This window comes from Bradyrhizobium genosp. SA-4 str. CB756 (assembly GCF_000473125.1).
Lineage (GTDB): Bacteria > Pseudomonadota > Alphaproteobacteria > Rhizobiales > Xanthobacteraceae > Bradyrhizobium > Bradyrhizobium arachidis.
Genome location: NZ_KI421499.1, coordinates 3,717,804 through 3,732,995 on the forward strand (window position 1 = coordinate 3,717,804; position 15,192 = coordinate 3,732,995).

Here is a 15,192-nt window from a genome sequence, read left to right on the forward strand (position 1 = left end):
GTCCCCTCATGATCCTGGTGTTCGGGTCGCTCAACATCGATCTGGTCGCGCAGGTCCCGGTCATTCCCGGCGCCGGACGGACGGTGCTCGCGCCGTCCTACCAAACGCATTTCGGCGGCAAGGGCGCCAACCAGGCCGTCGCCGCCGCACGGATTGCGGGGCCGGGACAGGTCCGCATGGCGGGCTGCGTCGGCCGGGACGGGTTCGGCGACAGCGCGATCGAGAACCTCAAGTCAAACGGTGTCGACACCGGTCTCATCGTCAGGGCCGACGAGCCGACCGGCTGCGCCTTCATCACGGTCGATCAGGCCGGCGAGAATGCGATCACGGTGGCGAGCGGCGCCAACATGGCCGCGAATGCCGCAGACCTGCCCGCCGCGCTGTTTGGCACTGACGTGGTGCTGGTGCTTCAGATGGAGGTGCCCTTTGCACAGGCGCTGCAAGCCGCGTGGCGAACGACATCGGCCTCCGGCACCGTCATCTGGAACCTCGCGCCTGTCCCGGACAAGATGACGCGCGAGATGGTGTCCGAGCTTCTCAGCGTCACCGACTATCTCCTCCTCAACGAGCACGAGGCCATGGACGCCGCAGTCGCCATCGGCCTCGCGCCGTCCGGTTACGAAGCTGCAGCCGCGGACTTGGCTAGGACGGGTGACCTCACCTGCATCGTCACCGCCGGCGCTCAGGGCGCCTTGGCTGTGGCAGCGGACGGAACCCGTTTGCACGCGCCCGCCCCGCGCATCACGCCAGTGGACACGACCGGGGCCGGCGACACTTTTGTCGGCGCGTTTGCGGCGATGGTCCACGAGGAGGTTCCACTGCAAACCGCGCTCCAGGTCGGATGCGAAGCGGCGGCCCAGAAGTGCCTCGTGCCGGGCGCTCAGGCTGGCATGCCGATGCGGGCGAAGATTCCGTCTCTCGCTTAGCGTCGTCCGCGGCTACAGTGCTCCGATTCCCGGAGCCCCCGCCCTTGGCCTTTCTTTTCGTCCTCACCGTCGGCCTGATCGCCGGCACCATCTCAGGCATCGTCGGCACGGGGGCGTCGATCATGCTGATGCCGGTGCTGGTCTATGCCTACGGGCCGAAGGAGGCGGTGCCGATCATGGCGGTCGCCTCCGTGATGGCGAACTTTTCGCGGATCCTGGCGTGGTGGCGCGAGGTCGACTGGCGAGCCTGCATGGCCTATTCGGTGACGGGAATTCCGGCCGCCGCGCTCGGCGCGCGCACGCTGCTGGCGCTGCCCTCGCATGCCGTGGATCTCGCCATCGGCAGTTTCCTGATTGCGATGGTACCGGTGCGGCACGCCCTGGCGCGGCATGACCTCAAGGCCAATCTCTGGCATCTCGCGATCGGCGGCGCGGTCATCGGCTATCTCACCGGCATCGTGGTCTCGACCGGTCCGCTCAGCGTGCCGCTGTTCCTGTTCTACGGCCTGTCCAAGGGCGCCTTCCTCGCCACCGAAGCGGCCTCCTCGCTCGGCCTTTACTTTGCGAAGTCCGTGACCTTCGAACGGTTCGGCGCGCTCACCAGTGACGTCTTCATCAAGGGCCTGATCGCCGGCGCCTCGCTGATGTCAGGCGCCTTCATCGCCAAGCGTTTCGTGCTGCACCTGAAGCCCGAGATGTTCCGCCTTCTGATGGACGCGATCATGATCGCGGCCGGGCTCTCGATGCTCTGGAACGCGGCGCAGTCGTAAGCAGCCCTCAGGCGGCAAATTCCGGCGCGATCGACGGGCTCTCCGCAATGACACGCCTCTCGGGCACGGCTTGTCCCTCGATCCATTGCAGCACGGCCTCGAGCGGCTGTGGCCGGTGATAGAGATAGCCCTGCCCCAGCGTCACGCCCATCTCGCGCATCGCCTGCGCCTGCTCGGCCCGCTCGATGCCTTCGGCGACGAGCGTCAGCCCCAGCGTGCCGGCGAGCGATGCAATGACGCCGACGATCGCCTTGTCTTCCGCACTATCAGGGATCTCGCTGATGAAGGCCTTGTCGATCTTGACCTTGTCCAGCGGGAAGCGCCTGAGATGTGCGAGCGAAGAGTAGCCGGTGCCGAAATCGTCCAGCGCGATGGTGGCACCTAAGCGCCGCAACCGGTGCAGCGTCTCGGAGGCGCTGGCGATGTTGTTGATCAGCGAGCCCTCGGTGATCTCGAGCTCCAGCGACGATGGCGCGACATCGAAGCGCGCGCAGGTGGCGCGCAGCTCGGCGGCGAGCGAATGGTCGGCGAGCTCGGACGGCGGCAGGTTGATCGCGATCCGGATCTGCGGCTTGCGAGCGGCGGCCAGAAGCTGCAGCGCCCGGCAGGCATCGGTCAGCACATAGCGCGTCAGCCGCGCATTGTTGCCGCTGCGCTCGATCAGCGGCAGGAATTCGCCGGGGCCGATCACGCCATGTTCAGGGTGGCGCCAGCGGATGAGCGCCTCGAGCCCGACGACGGCCTGGCTCTCGAGGTCGACCTGGCTTTGATACCAGACCTCGAACTGCCCCTCGGCGAAGCCTGCGGGAACGGCGAGTTCGAGATCCCTGCGGCGGCGATAGTCGCGCTGAAGCGCTTCGTCCAGCACGGCGACGGTGCCGGGCGCCTTGCTCTTGGCATGGTAGAGCGCAATGTCGGCAAGCGCCGGCAAATGCGACAATTCGGGGTCGCCGGCGCGGCGCACGGCAAGGCCGATGCTGGCGCGCGGCACCACCTGCTTGTCGTGCAGCCGGATTGGCTCGGAGATCGCGTCCAGCAATTGGCGCGCAAACGCCTGCGCGGTCGCCTGGTTGCTGACCTCGGGACGGATCACGACGAACTCGTCGCCGCCGAGCCGCGCCACCCAGTCTTGCGGCTCGACTGCCGCACGAAGGCGCTCGGAGATGTGGACCAGGAACTTGTCGCCGGCATCGTGGCCAAAGGTGTCGTTGATGCCCTTGAAGTCGTCGAGATCGATGAAGCAGAACGCGATCAGCGAGTCCGGCGAACCGGCATCCTTGCTCAGCGTCACCAGGTGCTCGGACAGCGAGCGGCGATTGGGCAGGCCCGTCAGCGGATCGTGCGCGGCCATGTGCCCGAGCCGGTCGAGCGCGCCCGCCGTCGTGTGCTGCATGGCATTGAAGGCGCGGGCAAGCTGGCCGAATTCATTGGAGGATTTGACCTCCGCCGGATAGGCGCGGCCGTCCTGCTTGCTGCGCTGGATCGCCGACATCATCGCCGCCAGCGGCTTGCCGATGAAGATGTTGGCGGAGATCCGCATCGCGATCAGGGTGGCGAGCGTTGCGAGCAGGCCGACGACCAGCAGCAGCACCAGCCGGCTGCCTGCATCCGCATACAGCGCCGCATGCGAATAGGCGATCGCGATACGGCCGGCCTGCACCGACATGTTGCCGTTGCTGTAGCGGATCGGACGCGAGACCTCCGCAACCCCCTGCTCCGAGGGACGCGCCACCACGCGGGCAATCGCAACGCCGGTGTCGTCATAGACGGCTGCCGCCGCGATGGTCTCGTCGTGCATGATCTCGTTCAGCACGCCCGTGACCTGGTCGTAACGCATCTTCCAGAGCGGCTCGGCGATCAGCTCGGCCCGGCTCTCGGCGACGCGGGCAATACGGGCGTCGAGCTGCCGGATCTGCGACCAGAAGCTCGAAGCCTCGACGCCGGCGGAGGCGAGCAATTGCACCAGCAGCAGAACCGGCACGGTGGCCCAGATCATCGCGCGGACGACCGAGCGCAGACGCGGCGGCACGGTCTGCGCTCTGCGGTCCGGATCGGTCATGTCGTCTTCGTTTCGCATCAATCAGCGGTGCCTTCCAGCGGCGCCAGCGACGAGATCAGCGCGTCGATCGAGAAGTCATACTGGCCACAGCGTCCAGGCTTCGCCCTGAACCGCGTGAAGTCGATGCGGTCGAAGGCGCGCACTCTGATGAGGTCGCCGACCGAAGCCAGATTGTTGCGCGTGATCGCAGATGTCTTGACCTCGACGTGCGGCGACGCGGCCGCAAAATCGCAGCCATCGGCGTAGTCGCGCAGGAGAACGATCGACCAGCCGCCGAGCAGGAAATGGCCGCCGTCGCTCAGGAGCAGGCGGCCCGCCTTGATCTCGCGCAGCGCGTCGTCGGACCAGTTGAGGCCGGCCACCTGGATGTTCCGGCCGGGCGTGAGGCCCGCAGCGATCGCCGCGCGCAGCGCGCCGAGCGCCATAGGATCGTTTCCGGCCCAGATGCCGGCCGGCCTGATCTCCTTGCGCGAGGCCCAGCCCAGATAGTTCGCTGTGACTTGCTCGGCCTCGGACTGCGTCCAGTTGGCGAACAGCATCCGGTCCACCACGACATCGGGCGCAGCCTCGACGGCGAGCTTGAGGCCGGCATTGCGGGCGATCGAGGACGGGGTGATCTCGTCACCGCCGATGCCGAGAATGTGGATCTTGCCGTCCGGGCTCTGCCATTTCTCGGCACGTGCGGTGGCGATCAGCGCGTTCGCCATCCGCGCCCCCGCGGTCTGAAGATCGGTCGTGATATCGCCGAGCCAGGTCTTGAGCTTCTGGCGCGGCGGGCCAAGGCGAGCCGCGTCATCGCCGATCAGCGTGTTCGAGAGCAGCAGCGTCTTGACGCCGGCGGCCTCGGCCGCCTCCAGGATCGGAACGGCGGCGGATTCCTCGTTCGAGAGGATGAGGAAATCGGGCTTGTCGGCGCGCGCGACCACGCCGAACCCCAGCTCCTGCATGGTGCGGTAATTCCGCTCGCTGGTCAGGACCTCGATATGCGCGCCGAGCTTGCGGCCGGCAGCCTGCATGGTCTGCGCGACCATGTCCCAATAGACCTCGCCGGTCTTGCCGGGGTTGACGAAAACGATGTTGAGACGCTTGGCGTCCGCCGCGACAGCACCGCCAGGCGGCATGAGAACGCCGCAGGCCATGCCCATCGCGAGCAATATGCGCAAGACCACAGTCATTTGTTTCGCCACCCCGTCTTGGTTCCGAAACTGGACTTGCGTCCGCTAACATTTGGCAAAGTCCGGCCTGGAGCCGCAGCGCAGAGCTAACAAAGGGTGTATCGAACGCGTTGAATTGCCATATTCGGGGGCGGCAGGGTTCGCTCTCTGCCCTCCGTTCCGTGCTATCAGCAGACCCGAAACCCCTCCGACTCGCTGTCCCCATGGCCAAGAACACGCTTTCCTTCGTCTGCCAGAACTGCGGCGCGGCCTATAACCGCTGGCAGGGCAAGTGCGAGTCCTGCGGCGAGTGGAATACGCTCGCGGAAGAAGACACCAGCGGCAGCGTCCCGGTGTCGATCCGCTCCAAGCGCAAGGGCCGGACGTTCGCCCTGGAGAGCCTTGCCGGCAAGAGCCCGGACGCGCCGCGCCTGTCGTCTGGGATGACCGAGCTCGACCGCGTCACCGGCGGCGGCTTCGTCCGCGGCTCAGTGCTCTTGGTCGGCGGCGATCCCGGTATCGGCAAGTCGACGCTGTTGACGCAGGCGACCAGCATGATGGCGCGCGCCGGCCACCGCATCGTCTACATCTCCGGCGAAGAAGCCATCGCCCAGGTGCGCCTGCGCGCCGAGCGGCTCGGGCTGTCGGATGCGCCGGTGCAGCTCGCGGCAGAAACATCGGTGGAAGACATCGTCTCGACGCTGTCGGAAGGCGCTGTCCCCCGGCTGATCGTGATCGACTCGATCCAGACCATGTGGACCGACACGGTGGAATCCGCGCCCGGCACGGTGACGCAGGTGCGTGCCTCGGCGCAGGCCCTCATTCGTTTCGCGAAGAAGACCGGCGCTGCCATCATCCTGGTCGGCCACGTCACCAAGGACGGCCAGATCGCGGGCCCTCGCGTCGTCGAACACATGGTCGATGCCGTGATGTCGTTCGAGGGCGAAGGCTCGCAACAATTCCGCATCCTGCGCGCGGTGAAGAACCGTTTCGGTCCGACCGACGAGATCGGCGTGTTCGAGATGACCGGCCTTGGCCTGCGCGAAGTCACCAACCCCTCCGAGCTGTTCCTGTCCGAGCGTGACCTCGGCACGCCCGGCACCGCAGTCTTTGCGGGCATCGAGGGCACGAGGCCCGTCCTGGTCGAATTGCAGGCACTTGTGGCCCCGACCTCACTCGGCACCCCACGGCGCGCCGTGGTCGGCTGGGACCAGAGCCGGCTCTCCATGGTGCTGGCGGTGCTGGAGGCCCATTGCGGGGTCAAGCTGTCCGGCCACGACGTCTATCTGAACGTCGCGGGCGGCCTGCGCATCCACGAGCCGGCGGCCGACATGGCCGCCGCGGCCGCGCTGGTATCGTCCCTGGTTAATGCGCAGTTACCCACCGATGCCGTCTATTTCGGCGAAATTTCGCTCTCCGGCGTGATCCGTCCGGTGGCACAGACCCCGGCCCGGCTCAAGGAAGCCGTCAAGCTCGGCTTCAAGCGCGCCGTACTGCCCGAATCGGCCCGGGGCGGCGATGCCGGCGGTGACGCCGGATTGTCGCTGAACGCGGTCAACAGCCTCACGACGCTGGTGGCCGAAATCGCCGCCAAGGGCTCCCGCCGCGGCGATCAGAGCGTTCCGGCGGAGAAAAATGCCACACCGGCAAGATTCCGCCGTGGAGAGGGTTAGCTGGAGGTGACGTTCCCCGCCCCCGCCGCTATACAGCCGTCACAAAAGCAGCATGGGATTGCGTGGTTGCGGCCTTGCCGGGAATGCCGTCTGGCCCTCACTTAGGGCCACGGCCAAGCACCGATTCGCTGAGCACCTTTGAAGTACGAGCGGACCAGACCAGCCGATGCCAGTAACACTCCTCGACCTGATCCTGCTCGGTGTGATGCTGGTCTCGGGCCTGCTCGCCATGGTCCGCGGTTTCATGCGCGAAATCCTGTCGATCGCAGCCTGGGGCACCGCGGCGATCGTGACGCTGTACTCGTTCTCGAAGCTGCTGCCGACGGCCAAGACCTATTTCAACAACGACACGGTGGCGAGCGTGGTGGTGGTTGCCGGCGTGTTCGTCGGCACCCTGGTCATCGTTTCCGTGATCACGGTCCGGATCTCCGACATGATCCTGGATTCGCGCATTGGCGCGCTGGACCGTACCCTGGGGTTCCTGTTTGGCCTCGCTCGCGGGCTTTTGATCGTCGTGGTCGCGTTCCTGTTCTTCACCTGGCTGGTGCCGGACAAGCAGCGCCCCGACTGGGTCACGGGGGCCAAGTCCCGCGTGGTGCTCCAGGGAACCGGCGATTGGCTGATGTCCCTCTTGCCTGATGACCCCGAGAACACCATCTTGAAGAGATTCAAGAAAAACAAACCAGATGATGATCAAGCTGATTCCGAGCAGCAGCCTTCGGGCAGTGGCGACGGATACAGTAAACCGGCTCGTGACAGTTTGAAGAAGCTGATCGAGAAACCTGCGGCGCGTTGATTAGGCCCTAAAGAGAGGCGCGGACGAGATGCGACACCCTGACCAGGACGCCCACACTGAACTCGATCCCGGCTCCGCCGCGCTAGAGCTTCAGGACGACCTGGAGGGAGATACGCTTCGCGAGGAATGCGGCGTATTCGGCATCTATGGACATCCGGACGCCGCCGCCATCACCGCACTCGGCCTCCATGCCCTTCAGCACCGCGGCCAGGAAGCCGCCGGCATCGTCTCCTATGACGGCAGCCGCTTTCACTCGGAACGCCGCCTCGGTCTCGTCGGCGACACCTTCTCCCGCCGCGAGGTGATCGAGCGCCTGCCCGGCAACATGGCAGTCGGCCATGTCCGCTACTCGACCACCGGCGCCACCATCCTGCGCAACGTGCAGCCGCTGTTCGCCGAGCTCAATGCCGGCGGTCTCGCGGTCGCCCACAACGGCAACCTCACCAACGGCCTGACGCTGCGCCGCGAGCTCGTGAAGCACGGCGCGATGATGCAGTCGACCACCGACACCGAGGTGATCCTGCATCTGGTCGCACGCTCCAAGCGCGCCCGCTTCATCGAGCGCTATATCGACGCGCTGCGCGAGATCGAGGGCGCCTATGCGCTGGTCTCGCTGACCAACAAGAAGCTGGTCGGCGCGCGCGACCCGCGCGGCATCCGCCCGCTGGTGCTCGGCGAGCTCGACGGCTGCCCGATCCTGACCTCGGAGACCTGCGCGCTCGACATCATCGGCGCGCGCTTCATCCGCGACATCGAGCCGGGCGAAGTCATCGTGTTCGACGAGAACGGCCAGGACATCCACAAGCCGTTCCCGCCGATGGCGCCGCGCCCCTGCATCTTCGAATACATCTATTTCTCCCGGCCGGATTCCATCGTCCACGGCCGCTCGGTCTACGAGGTGCGCAAGGCCTTCGGCGCGCAGCTCGCGCGCGAGAGCCACGTGCCGATCGACGTCGTCGTGCCGGTGCCGGATTCCGGCGTGCCCGCCGCGGTCGGCTACAGCCAGCATTCCGGCGTGCCGTTCGAGCTCGGCATCATCCGCAACCACTATGTCGGCCGCACCTTCATCCAGCCGACGCAGGCGATCCGCGAGTCCGGCGTGCGCATGAAGCACTCGGCCAATCGCGCCGCGATCGAAGGCAAGCGCATCATCCTGATCGACGACTCCCTGGTGCGCGGCACGACCTCGAAGAAAATCGTGCGCATGATGCGCGATGCCGGCGCCAAGGAAGTGCATTTCCGCCTTGCTTCGCCGCCGATCCTCTACCCCGACTACTACGGCATCGACCTGCCCGATCGCGGCGGCCTCCTGGCCGCGACGCATTCGCTGGAGGAGATGCGCGAGATCATCGGTGCCGACTCGCTCGCCTTCCTGTCGATCGACGGCATGTACCGCGCCATGGGCGAGCCCGGCCGCGACCCCGCCAATCCGAAATTCTCGGACCATTGCTTCACCGGGGCCTATCCGACCCACCTCACCGACCAGACCCAGACCGAGCCGCAGCCGCGGCAATTGTCGCTGCTGGCGGAGGCGAGCTGACGCTGAAAGCGTCATCCCGGGGGCGATGCGAAGCATCGAACCCGGGATCTCGAGATTCCGGGTCTGGTGCTTCGCACCATCCCGGAATGACAGGTGCGGATGGGGGCTTGTCCCGGCCGTTCACGCCTGTAAAACCCCGCCATGACAAAGCCACTCGCCAACCGCATCGCTCTCGTCACCGGCGCCTCGCGCGGCATCGGTTTTGCTACCGCCCTCGCGCTGGCAAAGGCCGGCGCCCATATCGTTGCGACCGCGCGCACGCAAGGCGGGCTGGAAGAGCTCGACGACGAGATCCGCAAAGTGGGCGGCAGCGCCACGCTGGTGCCACTGAACCTCACCGATTTTGACGGCATCGCGCGGTTAGGCGCTGGCCTGCACGAGCGCTACGGCAAGCTCGACATCCTCGTCGGCAATGCCGGCGTGCTCGGCCCCTCCTCGCCGGTCGGCCATATCGAGCTGAAGACCTTCAACGACGTCATGGCCGTCAACGTCTCCGCCAACTTCCAGCTGATCCGCTGCATGGAGCCGCTGCTGAGGCAATCCGATGCCGGCCGCGCCGTGTTCATCACCTCGGGCGCCGCCAACAAGGCAACCGCCTATGTCAGCCCCTACGCCGCCTCCAAGGCCGCACTGGAAACGCTGGCGCGCGCCTGGGCGCAGGAGACCGCGAACACGCCTATCCGCGTCAACCTGTTCAATCCCGGGCCGATCCGTACCCGCATGCGCGCCACCCTGATGCCCGGCGAAGACCCTGTGACGCTCGACACGCCCGAGCAAGTCGCCGAATTCATCGTGCCGCTATGCGCCCCCGACTGGACCGAGACCGGCAAGTTCTACGACTACAAAACCCGCACCCTGATGAGCTTCCGCCCGCCGGCCTGATTGACTCAAGTGCCTCCCCGCGATTGACTGCCCGCGCCTAGACGGCAGCAAGCCGCAGGCCAAAAAAGGGAGGTCGCCATGACACCATGGCATCGCGCAGGGCTTTCGCGTGCGCTCGCAAATGTCTCTCACGCTTTTTCCATCCTGATCGCAGCCATTGCGTTCGTTCTTCCGGGCGTTGCGATTGCCGGCGATGTCCCGACCTTCGCGGTCGATCCCTCCTGGCCAAAGCAGCTGCCGAACAACTGGATCCTCGGCCAGGTCGGCGGCATCACCGTCGATTGGCAGGGCCACATCTGGGTCATCCATCGCCCGCGCTCGCTCACCGACGATGAGAAAGGCGCGAGCCTCAATCCGCCGCGCTCCAAGTGCTGCGTCTCGGCGCCGCCCGTGCTCGAGTTCGACAGCGACGGCAACCTCCTGCGCTCATGGGGCGGTCCGGGCGAAGGCTATGAATGGGTCGGCCGCGAGCACGGCATCGAGGTCGACGAACGCGGCTTCGTCTGGGTCGGCGGCAATGCCGACAACGACAACGCGATCCTGAAGTTCACGCTGGACGGCAAGTTCGTCGCGCAGATCGGCAAGATCGCGCCGAGCCTCGGCAGCAACGACACGACGCAGCTCGGCAAGCCCGCCGAAACCGCGCTCGACAAGGAGGCGAACGAGATCTACGTCGCCGACGGTTACGGCAACCGCCGCGTCATCGTGTTCGATGCGACGACGCTCGCCTACAAGCGGCACTGGGGCGCCTACGGCAACAAGCCCGATGACGCCAAGCAGGCGGCGTACGATCCCAAGGCGCCGGTGTCGCAGCAATTCGGCAACCCCGTCCATTGCGTGAAGCTCGCGAATGACGGCCTCGTCTATGTCTGCGATCGCATCAACAACCGTATCCAGGTGTTCAAGAAGGACGGCACCTTCGTGAAGGAGTTCTTCTTCGAGAAGAACACGCTCGGCAATGGCGCGGTGTGGGACATCGCGATCTGGCCCGATCCGAAGCAGACCTATCTGCTCAGCGCCGACGGCGAGAACAACGAGATCAGGGTCATCAAGCGCGACGACGGCAGTGTCGTCGGCAGCTTCGGCCATAACGGCCGCAATGCCGGGCAATTCCACTGGGTGCATGCGATGGCGGTCGACGCCAAGGGTAACGTCTATACCGCCGAGGTCGATACCGGAAAACGCATCCAGAAATTCAAGCTGACCTCGGACGCGCTCAAATAGCGTCTCAACGCATTTTGCCCAAAAGTTAACCGACGGATGACGCTACGACGCAGCGTCATCCGGCTTTAGGCGCATTGCCGGGACCTGCGGGACACGGTAGAGCGATCAGCCGGAACAAGGCTCCGCAAGAGAGCCGTCCGCATATTTGACAATGGAGGAAACCTTTTATGACGACGACGTTCGCGCGCCGCTCCGCGGCCCTTCTGGCCTGCGCCGCTTTCGGTTTTGCCACATCCGCCTACGCTCAGGACAAGACTGTCACGATCGGCGTGCTCAATGACATGTCCAGTCTCTACGCCGACATCGGTGGCCCCAACTCCGTGGTGGCAGTCAAGATGGCGGTGGAGGATTCCGGCCTGGCTGCCAAGGGCTGGAAGATCGAAGTCGTCAGCGGCGACCATCAGAACAAGCCGGACATCGGCGTGAACATCGCGCGGCAGTGGATCGACACCCAGAAGGTCGACATGATCACCGACACGCCGAACTCCGGAGTAGCTCTGGCGGTCAGCAACGTCGCCAAGGAAAAGAACGTCGTCCTGCTCAACAATGGCGGCGCCAGCGCCGACCTCACCGGCAAGGCGTGCAACGCCAACACCATCTCCTACACCTACGACACCTACATGCTCGCCAACGGCACCGGTAAGGCGCTGACCAAGGCCGGCGGCGACACCTGGTTCTTCCTGACCGCCGACTATGCGTTCGGCGCCGCGCTCGAGCGTGACACCAGCGCGGTCGTCACCGCGAATGGCGGCAAGGTGCTCGGTGGTGTCAAGCATCCGCTCAACACGTCCGACTTCTCCTCGTTCCTGCTGCAGGCGCAGAACTCCAAGGCGAAGATCGTCGGGCTCGCCAATGCCGGCGGCGACACCACCAACTCAATCAAGCAGGCGGCCGAGTTCGGCATCGTCGAAGGCGGCCAGAAGCTCGCCGCGCTCCTGCTGTTCATCAACGACGTTCACTCGCTCGGCCTCAAGACCGCGCACGGCCTCACCTTCACCGAATCGTTCTACTGGGACCTCAACGAGGGCACGCGCGCCTTCTCGAAGCGTTTCCAGGATAAAACCGCCAACAAGGCGATGCCGTCGATGACGCAGGCCGGCAACTATGCCGGCGTGCTGCATTACCTCAAGGCACTCGAAGCGCTCGGCGGCAACCCGCATGACGGCGCCAAGGTCGTCGCCAAGATGAAGGAAATCCCGACCGACGATCCGCTGTTCGGCAAGGGCCCGCTGCGCGAGGACGGCCGCCGCATCATCCCGGCCTATCTGTTCGAGGTGAAGAAGCCGGAGGAGTCGAAGGGGCCGTGGGACTATTACAAACTGGTCGCGACCATCTCGGCTGAAGACGCGGCCAAGCCGCTCAAGGACAGCGAGTGCCCGCTGGTGAAGAAATAGCCCAATCGACGCTGCCGTAGGGTGGGCAAAGGCGCGCAAGCGCCGTGCCCACCTTCTCTACACGACTACGCGAAGTGGTGGGCACGCTTCGCTTTGCCCACCCTACGGGACCGTCTTCGTGGCATTCAGCGCCCGCATCGCAATCATCACGCACACCACCATCAGCGCCGCCGCCAACAGAAATGGCGCGCCGGGCAGATGCAGCGGCGCGCTGGCGCCGATGAAGTAGGAGAACGTCAGCGTGAACAGGAACGGGCCGACGAGCTGCGAGACACTCTGCACGCTCGCGGTTGCGCCCTGCAACTGGCCCTGCTGATCGGGCGCGACCAGCCGTGTCATCAACGATTGCATGGCGGCGCCCGAAATGCCCCATAGCGACATCACGGGAATGCCGATCCAGAACAACGGCCCGGTCGGCGCGGCGCCGAAGATCACGAAGCCGATCGCGCCACAGCACAGGCCGAGCACCAGCGCTTTGCGCTCGCCAAGCACGCCCACGATCGGGCCGATGGCGAGCCCCTGCACCACCATGGCGCAGATGCCGACCATCGCGAGCGTCAATCCGACCGTCTTGGAATCCCAGCCGTAGCGATAGGTCGCATACAGCACGAAGGTCGAGGGCAGCACGACATGCGCGACCTGCGCGATGAAATTGACGATCGACAGTCCGGCCAGCGCCGCATTGGACCGCAGCAGATGCAGCGCTCCGACCGGATTGGCGCTTCTCCAATGGAACGGCGCGCGCTTCTCGGGCACCAGGGATTCCGGCAGGACGAACAGCCCGTAGAGCGCATTGGCGAAGCTGAGGGCCGCCGCCGCCCAGAACGGCAGCCGCGGATCGATATCGCCGAGCAGGCCGCCGAGCGCCGGACCGAGGATGAAACCGGCGCCGAAGGCAGCGCCAATCCTGCCGAAGATTGCCGCGCGGCGTTCTGGCGGCGTGATGTCGGCGATATAGGCAAACGCGGTCGAGATGCTGGCCGACGTGATGCCGGAGATGACGCGGCCGATGAACAGCCAGGTCAGGGACGGCGCCAGCGCCATCAGCACATAATCGGCGGCGAGCCCGAAATTCGACAACAGCACCACCGGTCGCCGCCCGAAGCGATCGGAGAGTGCGCCGAGCACCGGCGAGAACACGAACTGCATCAGCGCCCAGGCGGTGCCGAACAGGCCGAAGATGCGGGCCGCATGCGCGGTGTCGTTGTCGACGAAGCCCTCGATCAGCTTTGGCAGGACCGGCATGATCACGCCGAGCGCGACCATGTCCAAGAGGATGGTGACGAAGATGAAGGCGACCGCGCCGCGCCGGACCGGCGCTGTGCCCTGCGCCACCGCCTCGCCGGCGCCGTCGCTCATGACGGCCGCTTGCGCTTGTGCGCGAAGGGATTGGCTTTCTCGCGCAGGGTGATGCGCACCGGCGTGCCCGGCAGCTCGAACGTCTCGCGCATGGAATTGGTCAAATAGCGCAGATAGGACTGCGGCACGGCATCGGCGCGCGAGCAGAACAGCACAAAGCTCGGCGGGCGCGCCTTGTTCTGCGTGATGTAGTTCAGTTTCAACCGGCGGCCGGACACCGCGGGCGGCGGATTGGCCTGGATCGCCTGCTCGAACCAGCGATTGAGTGCCGAGGTCGGCACGCGCCTGTTCCAGACCGCATAGGCATCCTGGATCGCCTGCATCAGGCGGTCGATGCCCTCACCCATCAGGCCGGAAACGGCGACGATCGGCACGCCCTTGACCTGCGGCAGCCAGTGATCGGCATCGCGGCGCAGGCCCGAGATCGCGCCGCCGCCCTTGGTCTCCATCAGGTCCCATTTGTTGACGGCGAGCACGACGGCGCGGCCCTCGCGCTCGATCAGATCGGCGATGCGCAGGTCCTGCTCCTCGAAGCGGTTCTGCGAGTCCATCATCAACACAACGACTTCGGCAAAGCGCACCGCGCGCAGCGCATCCGCGACCGAGAGCTTTTCCAGCTTCTCCTCGATGCGCGAGCGCCGGCGTAGACCCGCGGTATCGAACACGCGGAATTCGCGGCCCTTCCAGTTGATCTCGACCGCGATGGAATCGCGCGTGGTGCCGGCCTCCGGGCTCGTCAACAAACGTTCTTCGCCGAGCAGATGGTTGATCAGCGTCGACTTGCCGGCATTGGGCCGGCCGACGATGGCGACCCGGATCGGGCGCGTCGCGGCTTCTTCTTCCGAGAGCGGCGCGTCGTCCTCATCCTCATCTTCCTCGACAGGCTCCGGCATCAACTTGGCAAGCTCGTCGTAAAGCTCGCCCATGCCCTCGCCATGCTCGGCGGAGATCTGGATGGGATCGCCCAGACCAAGCGCGAACGCTTCCATCGCACCGGCATCGCCATGCTTGCCTTCGCTCTTGTTGGCGACGAGCACCACCGGCTTGTTGGCCTTGCGGGCGAAATCGGCGAAGGCGCGATCGGTGGGCGTGAGGCCGATGCGGGCGTCGATCACGAAGAACAGCGCGTCGGCCTGCGCGATCGCGGTCTCGGTCTGCTCCTGCATCCGCGCGGTCAGCGAACCCTTGGCACCCTCGTCGAGGCCGGCGGTATCGATGATGGTGAACTGGAGGTCGCCGAGCCTGGCCTCACCCTCGCGGCGGTCACGGGTGACGCCCGGCAGATCATCGACGAGCGCGAGCTTCTGTCCGACCAGGCGGTTGAACAGCGTCGATTTGCCGACATTGGGCCGGCCGATGATGGCGATCGTGAAGGACATCGGTCATTCGTGCGCTGCCGGGGCTGCGCCTGTCAA

The 15,192-nt window shown here is 65.8% G+C and carries 12 protein-coding genes; 8 read left to right on the plus strand and 4 right to left on the minus strand.

The window, feature by feature from the left end; genetic code table 11:
• Positions 1-8: 8 nt before the first annotated feature.
• Together BRAGE_RS0118385 and BRAGE_RS0118390 are read left to right on the plus strand one after the other, a co-directional pair.
• The gene (locus BRAGE_RS0118385; RefSeq protein ID WP_027557551.1) at positions 9-926 is read left to right on the plus strand and encodes a ribokinase; all 918 of its coding nucleotides are present in this window, start codon (positions 9-11) and stop codon (positions 924-926) included.
• 44 nt (positions 927-970) lie between these two features.
• Positions 971-1,696, plus strand: a complete 726-nt coding sequence (locus BRAGE_RS0118390; RefSeq protein WP_027557550.1) for a sulfite exporter TauE/SafE family protein — start codon at positions 971-973, stop codon at positions 1,694-1,696.
• 7 nt (positions 1,697-1,703) lie between these two features.
• Here BRAGE_RS0118390 and BRAGE_RS0118395 read toward each other — a convergent pair whose 3' ends face one another.
• Positions 1,704-3,773: a putative bifunctional diguanylate cyclase/phosphodiesterase gene (locus BRAGE_RS0118395; protein ID WP_027557549.1), complete on the minus strand. Its 2,070-nt coding sequence runs from the start codon at positions 3,771-3,773 to the stop codon at positions 1,704-1,706.
• Positions 3,773-4,930: an ABC transporter substrate-binding protein gene (locus BRAGE_RS0118400; protein WP_035729830.1), complete on the minus strand. Its 1,158-nt coding sequence runs from the start codon at positions 4,928-4,930 to the stop codon at positions 3,773-3,775. The genes BRAGE_RS0118395 and BRAGE_RS0118400 overlap by 1 nt, the downstream gene beginning before the upstream one ends.
• Before the next feature lie 203 nt (positions 4,931-5,133).
• Between BRAGE_RS0118400 and radA the strand changes: the two genes are divergently transcribed.
• The 6 genes from radA (at position 5,134) to BRAGE_RS0118430 (ending at position 12,418) form a co-directional block, all read left to right on the plus strand.
• Positions 5,134-6,582, plus strand: coding sequence for a DNA repair protein RadA (gene radA, locus BRAGE_RS0118405; RefSeq protein WP_027557547.1), 1,449 nt, complete (start codon positions 5,134-5,136; stop codon positions 6,580-6,582).
• Positions 6,583-6,748: 166 nt separating this feature from the next.
• A complete protein-coding gene (locus BRAGE_RS0118410; protein ID WP_027557546.1) occupies positions 6,749-7,378 on the plus strand; it encodes a CvpA family protein in 630 nt (209 codons plus the stop codon).
• A 28-nt stretch (positions 7,379-7,406) separates the two neighbouring features.
• A complete protein-coding gene (purF, locus tag BRAGE_RS0118415; protein WP_027557545.1) occupies positions 7,407-8,918 on the plus strand; it encodes an amidophosphoribosyltransferase in 1,512 nt (503 codons plus the stop codon).
• Between the two features lie 141 nt (positions 8,919-9,059).
• Positions 9,060-9,800: an SDR family NAD(P)-dependent oxidoreductase gene (locus BRAGE_RS0118420; protein WP_027557544.1), complete on the plus strand. Its 741-nt coding sequence runs from the start codon at positions 9,060-9,062 to the stop codon at positions 9,798-9,800.
• 78 nt (positions 9,801-9,878) lie between these two features.
• On the plus strand, positions 9,879-11,024 hold the full coding sequence (locus BRAGE_RS0118425) for a hypothetical protein (RefSeq protein ID WP_027557543.1): 1,146 nt from the start codon (positions 9,879-9,881) through the stop codon (positions 11,022-11,024).
• A gap of 167 nt (positions 11,025-11,191) precedes the next feature.
• Positions 11,192-12,418 (plus strand): ABC transporter substrate-binding protein, encoded by a 1,227-nt coding sequence (locus BRAGE_RS0118430; RefSeq protein WP_027557542.1) that lies wholly within the window; start codon positions 11,192-11,194, stop codon positions 12,416-12,418.
• Positions 12,419-12,520: 102 nt separating this feature from the next.
• Here BRAGE_RS0118430 and BRAGE_RS0118435 read toward each other — a convergent pair whose 3' ends face one another.
• Together BRAGE_RS0118435 and der are read right to left on the minus strand one after the other, a co-directional pair.
• Entirely contained in the window at positions 12,521-13,777 is a 1,257-nt protein-coding gene (locus BRAGE_RS0118435) for a TCR/Tet family MFS transporter (protein ID WP_027557541.1), read from the minus strand.
• Positions 13,774-15,156, minus strand: a complete 1,383-nt coding sequence (der, locus tag BRAGE_RS0118440) for a ribosome biogenesis GTPase Der (protein ID WP_027557540.1) — start codon at positions 15,154-15,156, stop codon at positions 13,774-13,776. Before der ends, BRAGE_RS0118435 begins: the two co-directional genes overlap by 4 nt.
• Positions 15,157-15,192: the final 36 nt, after the last annotated feature.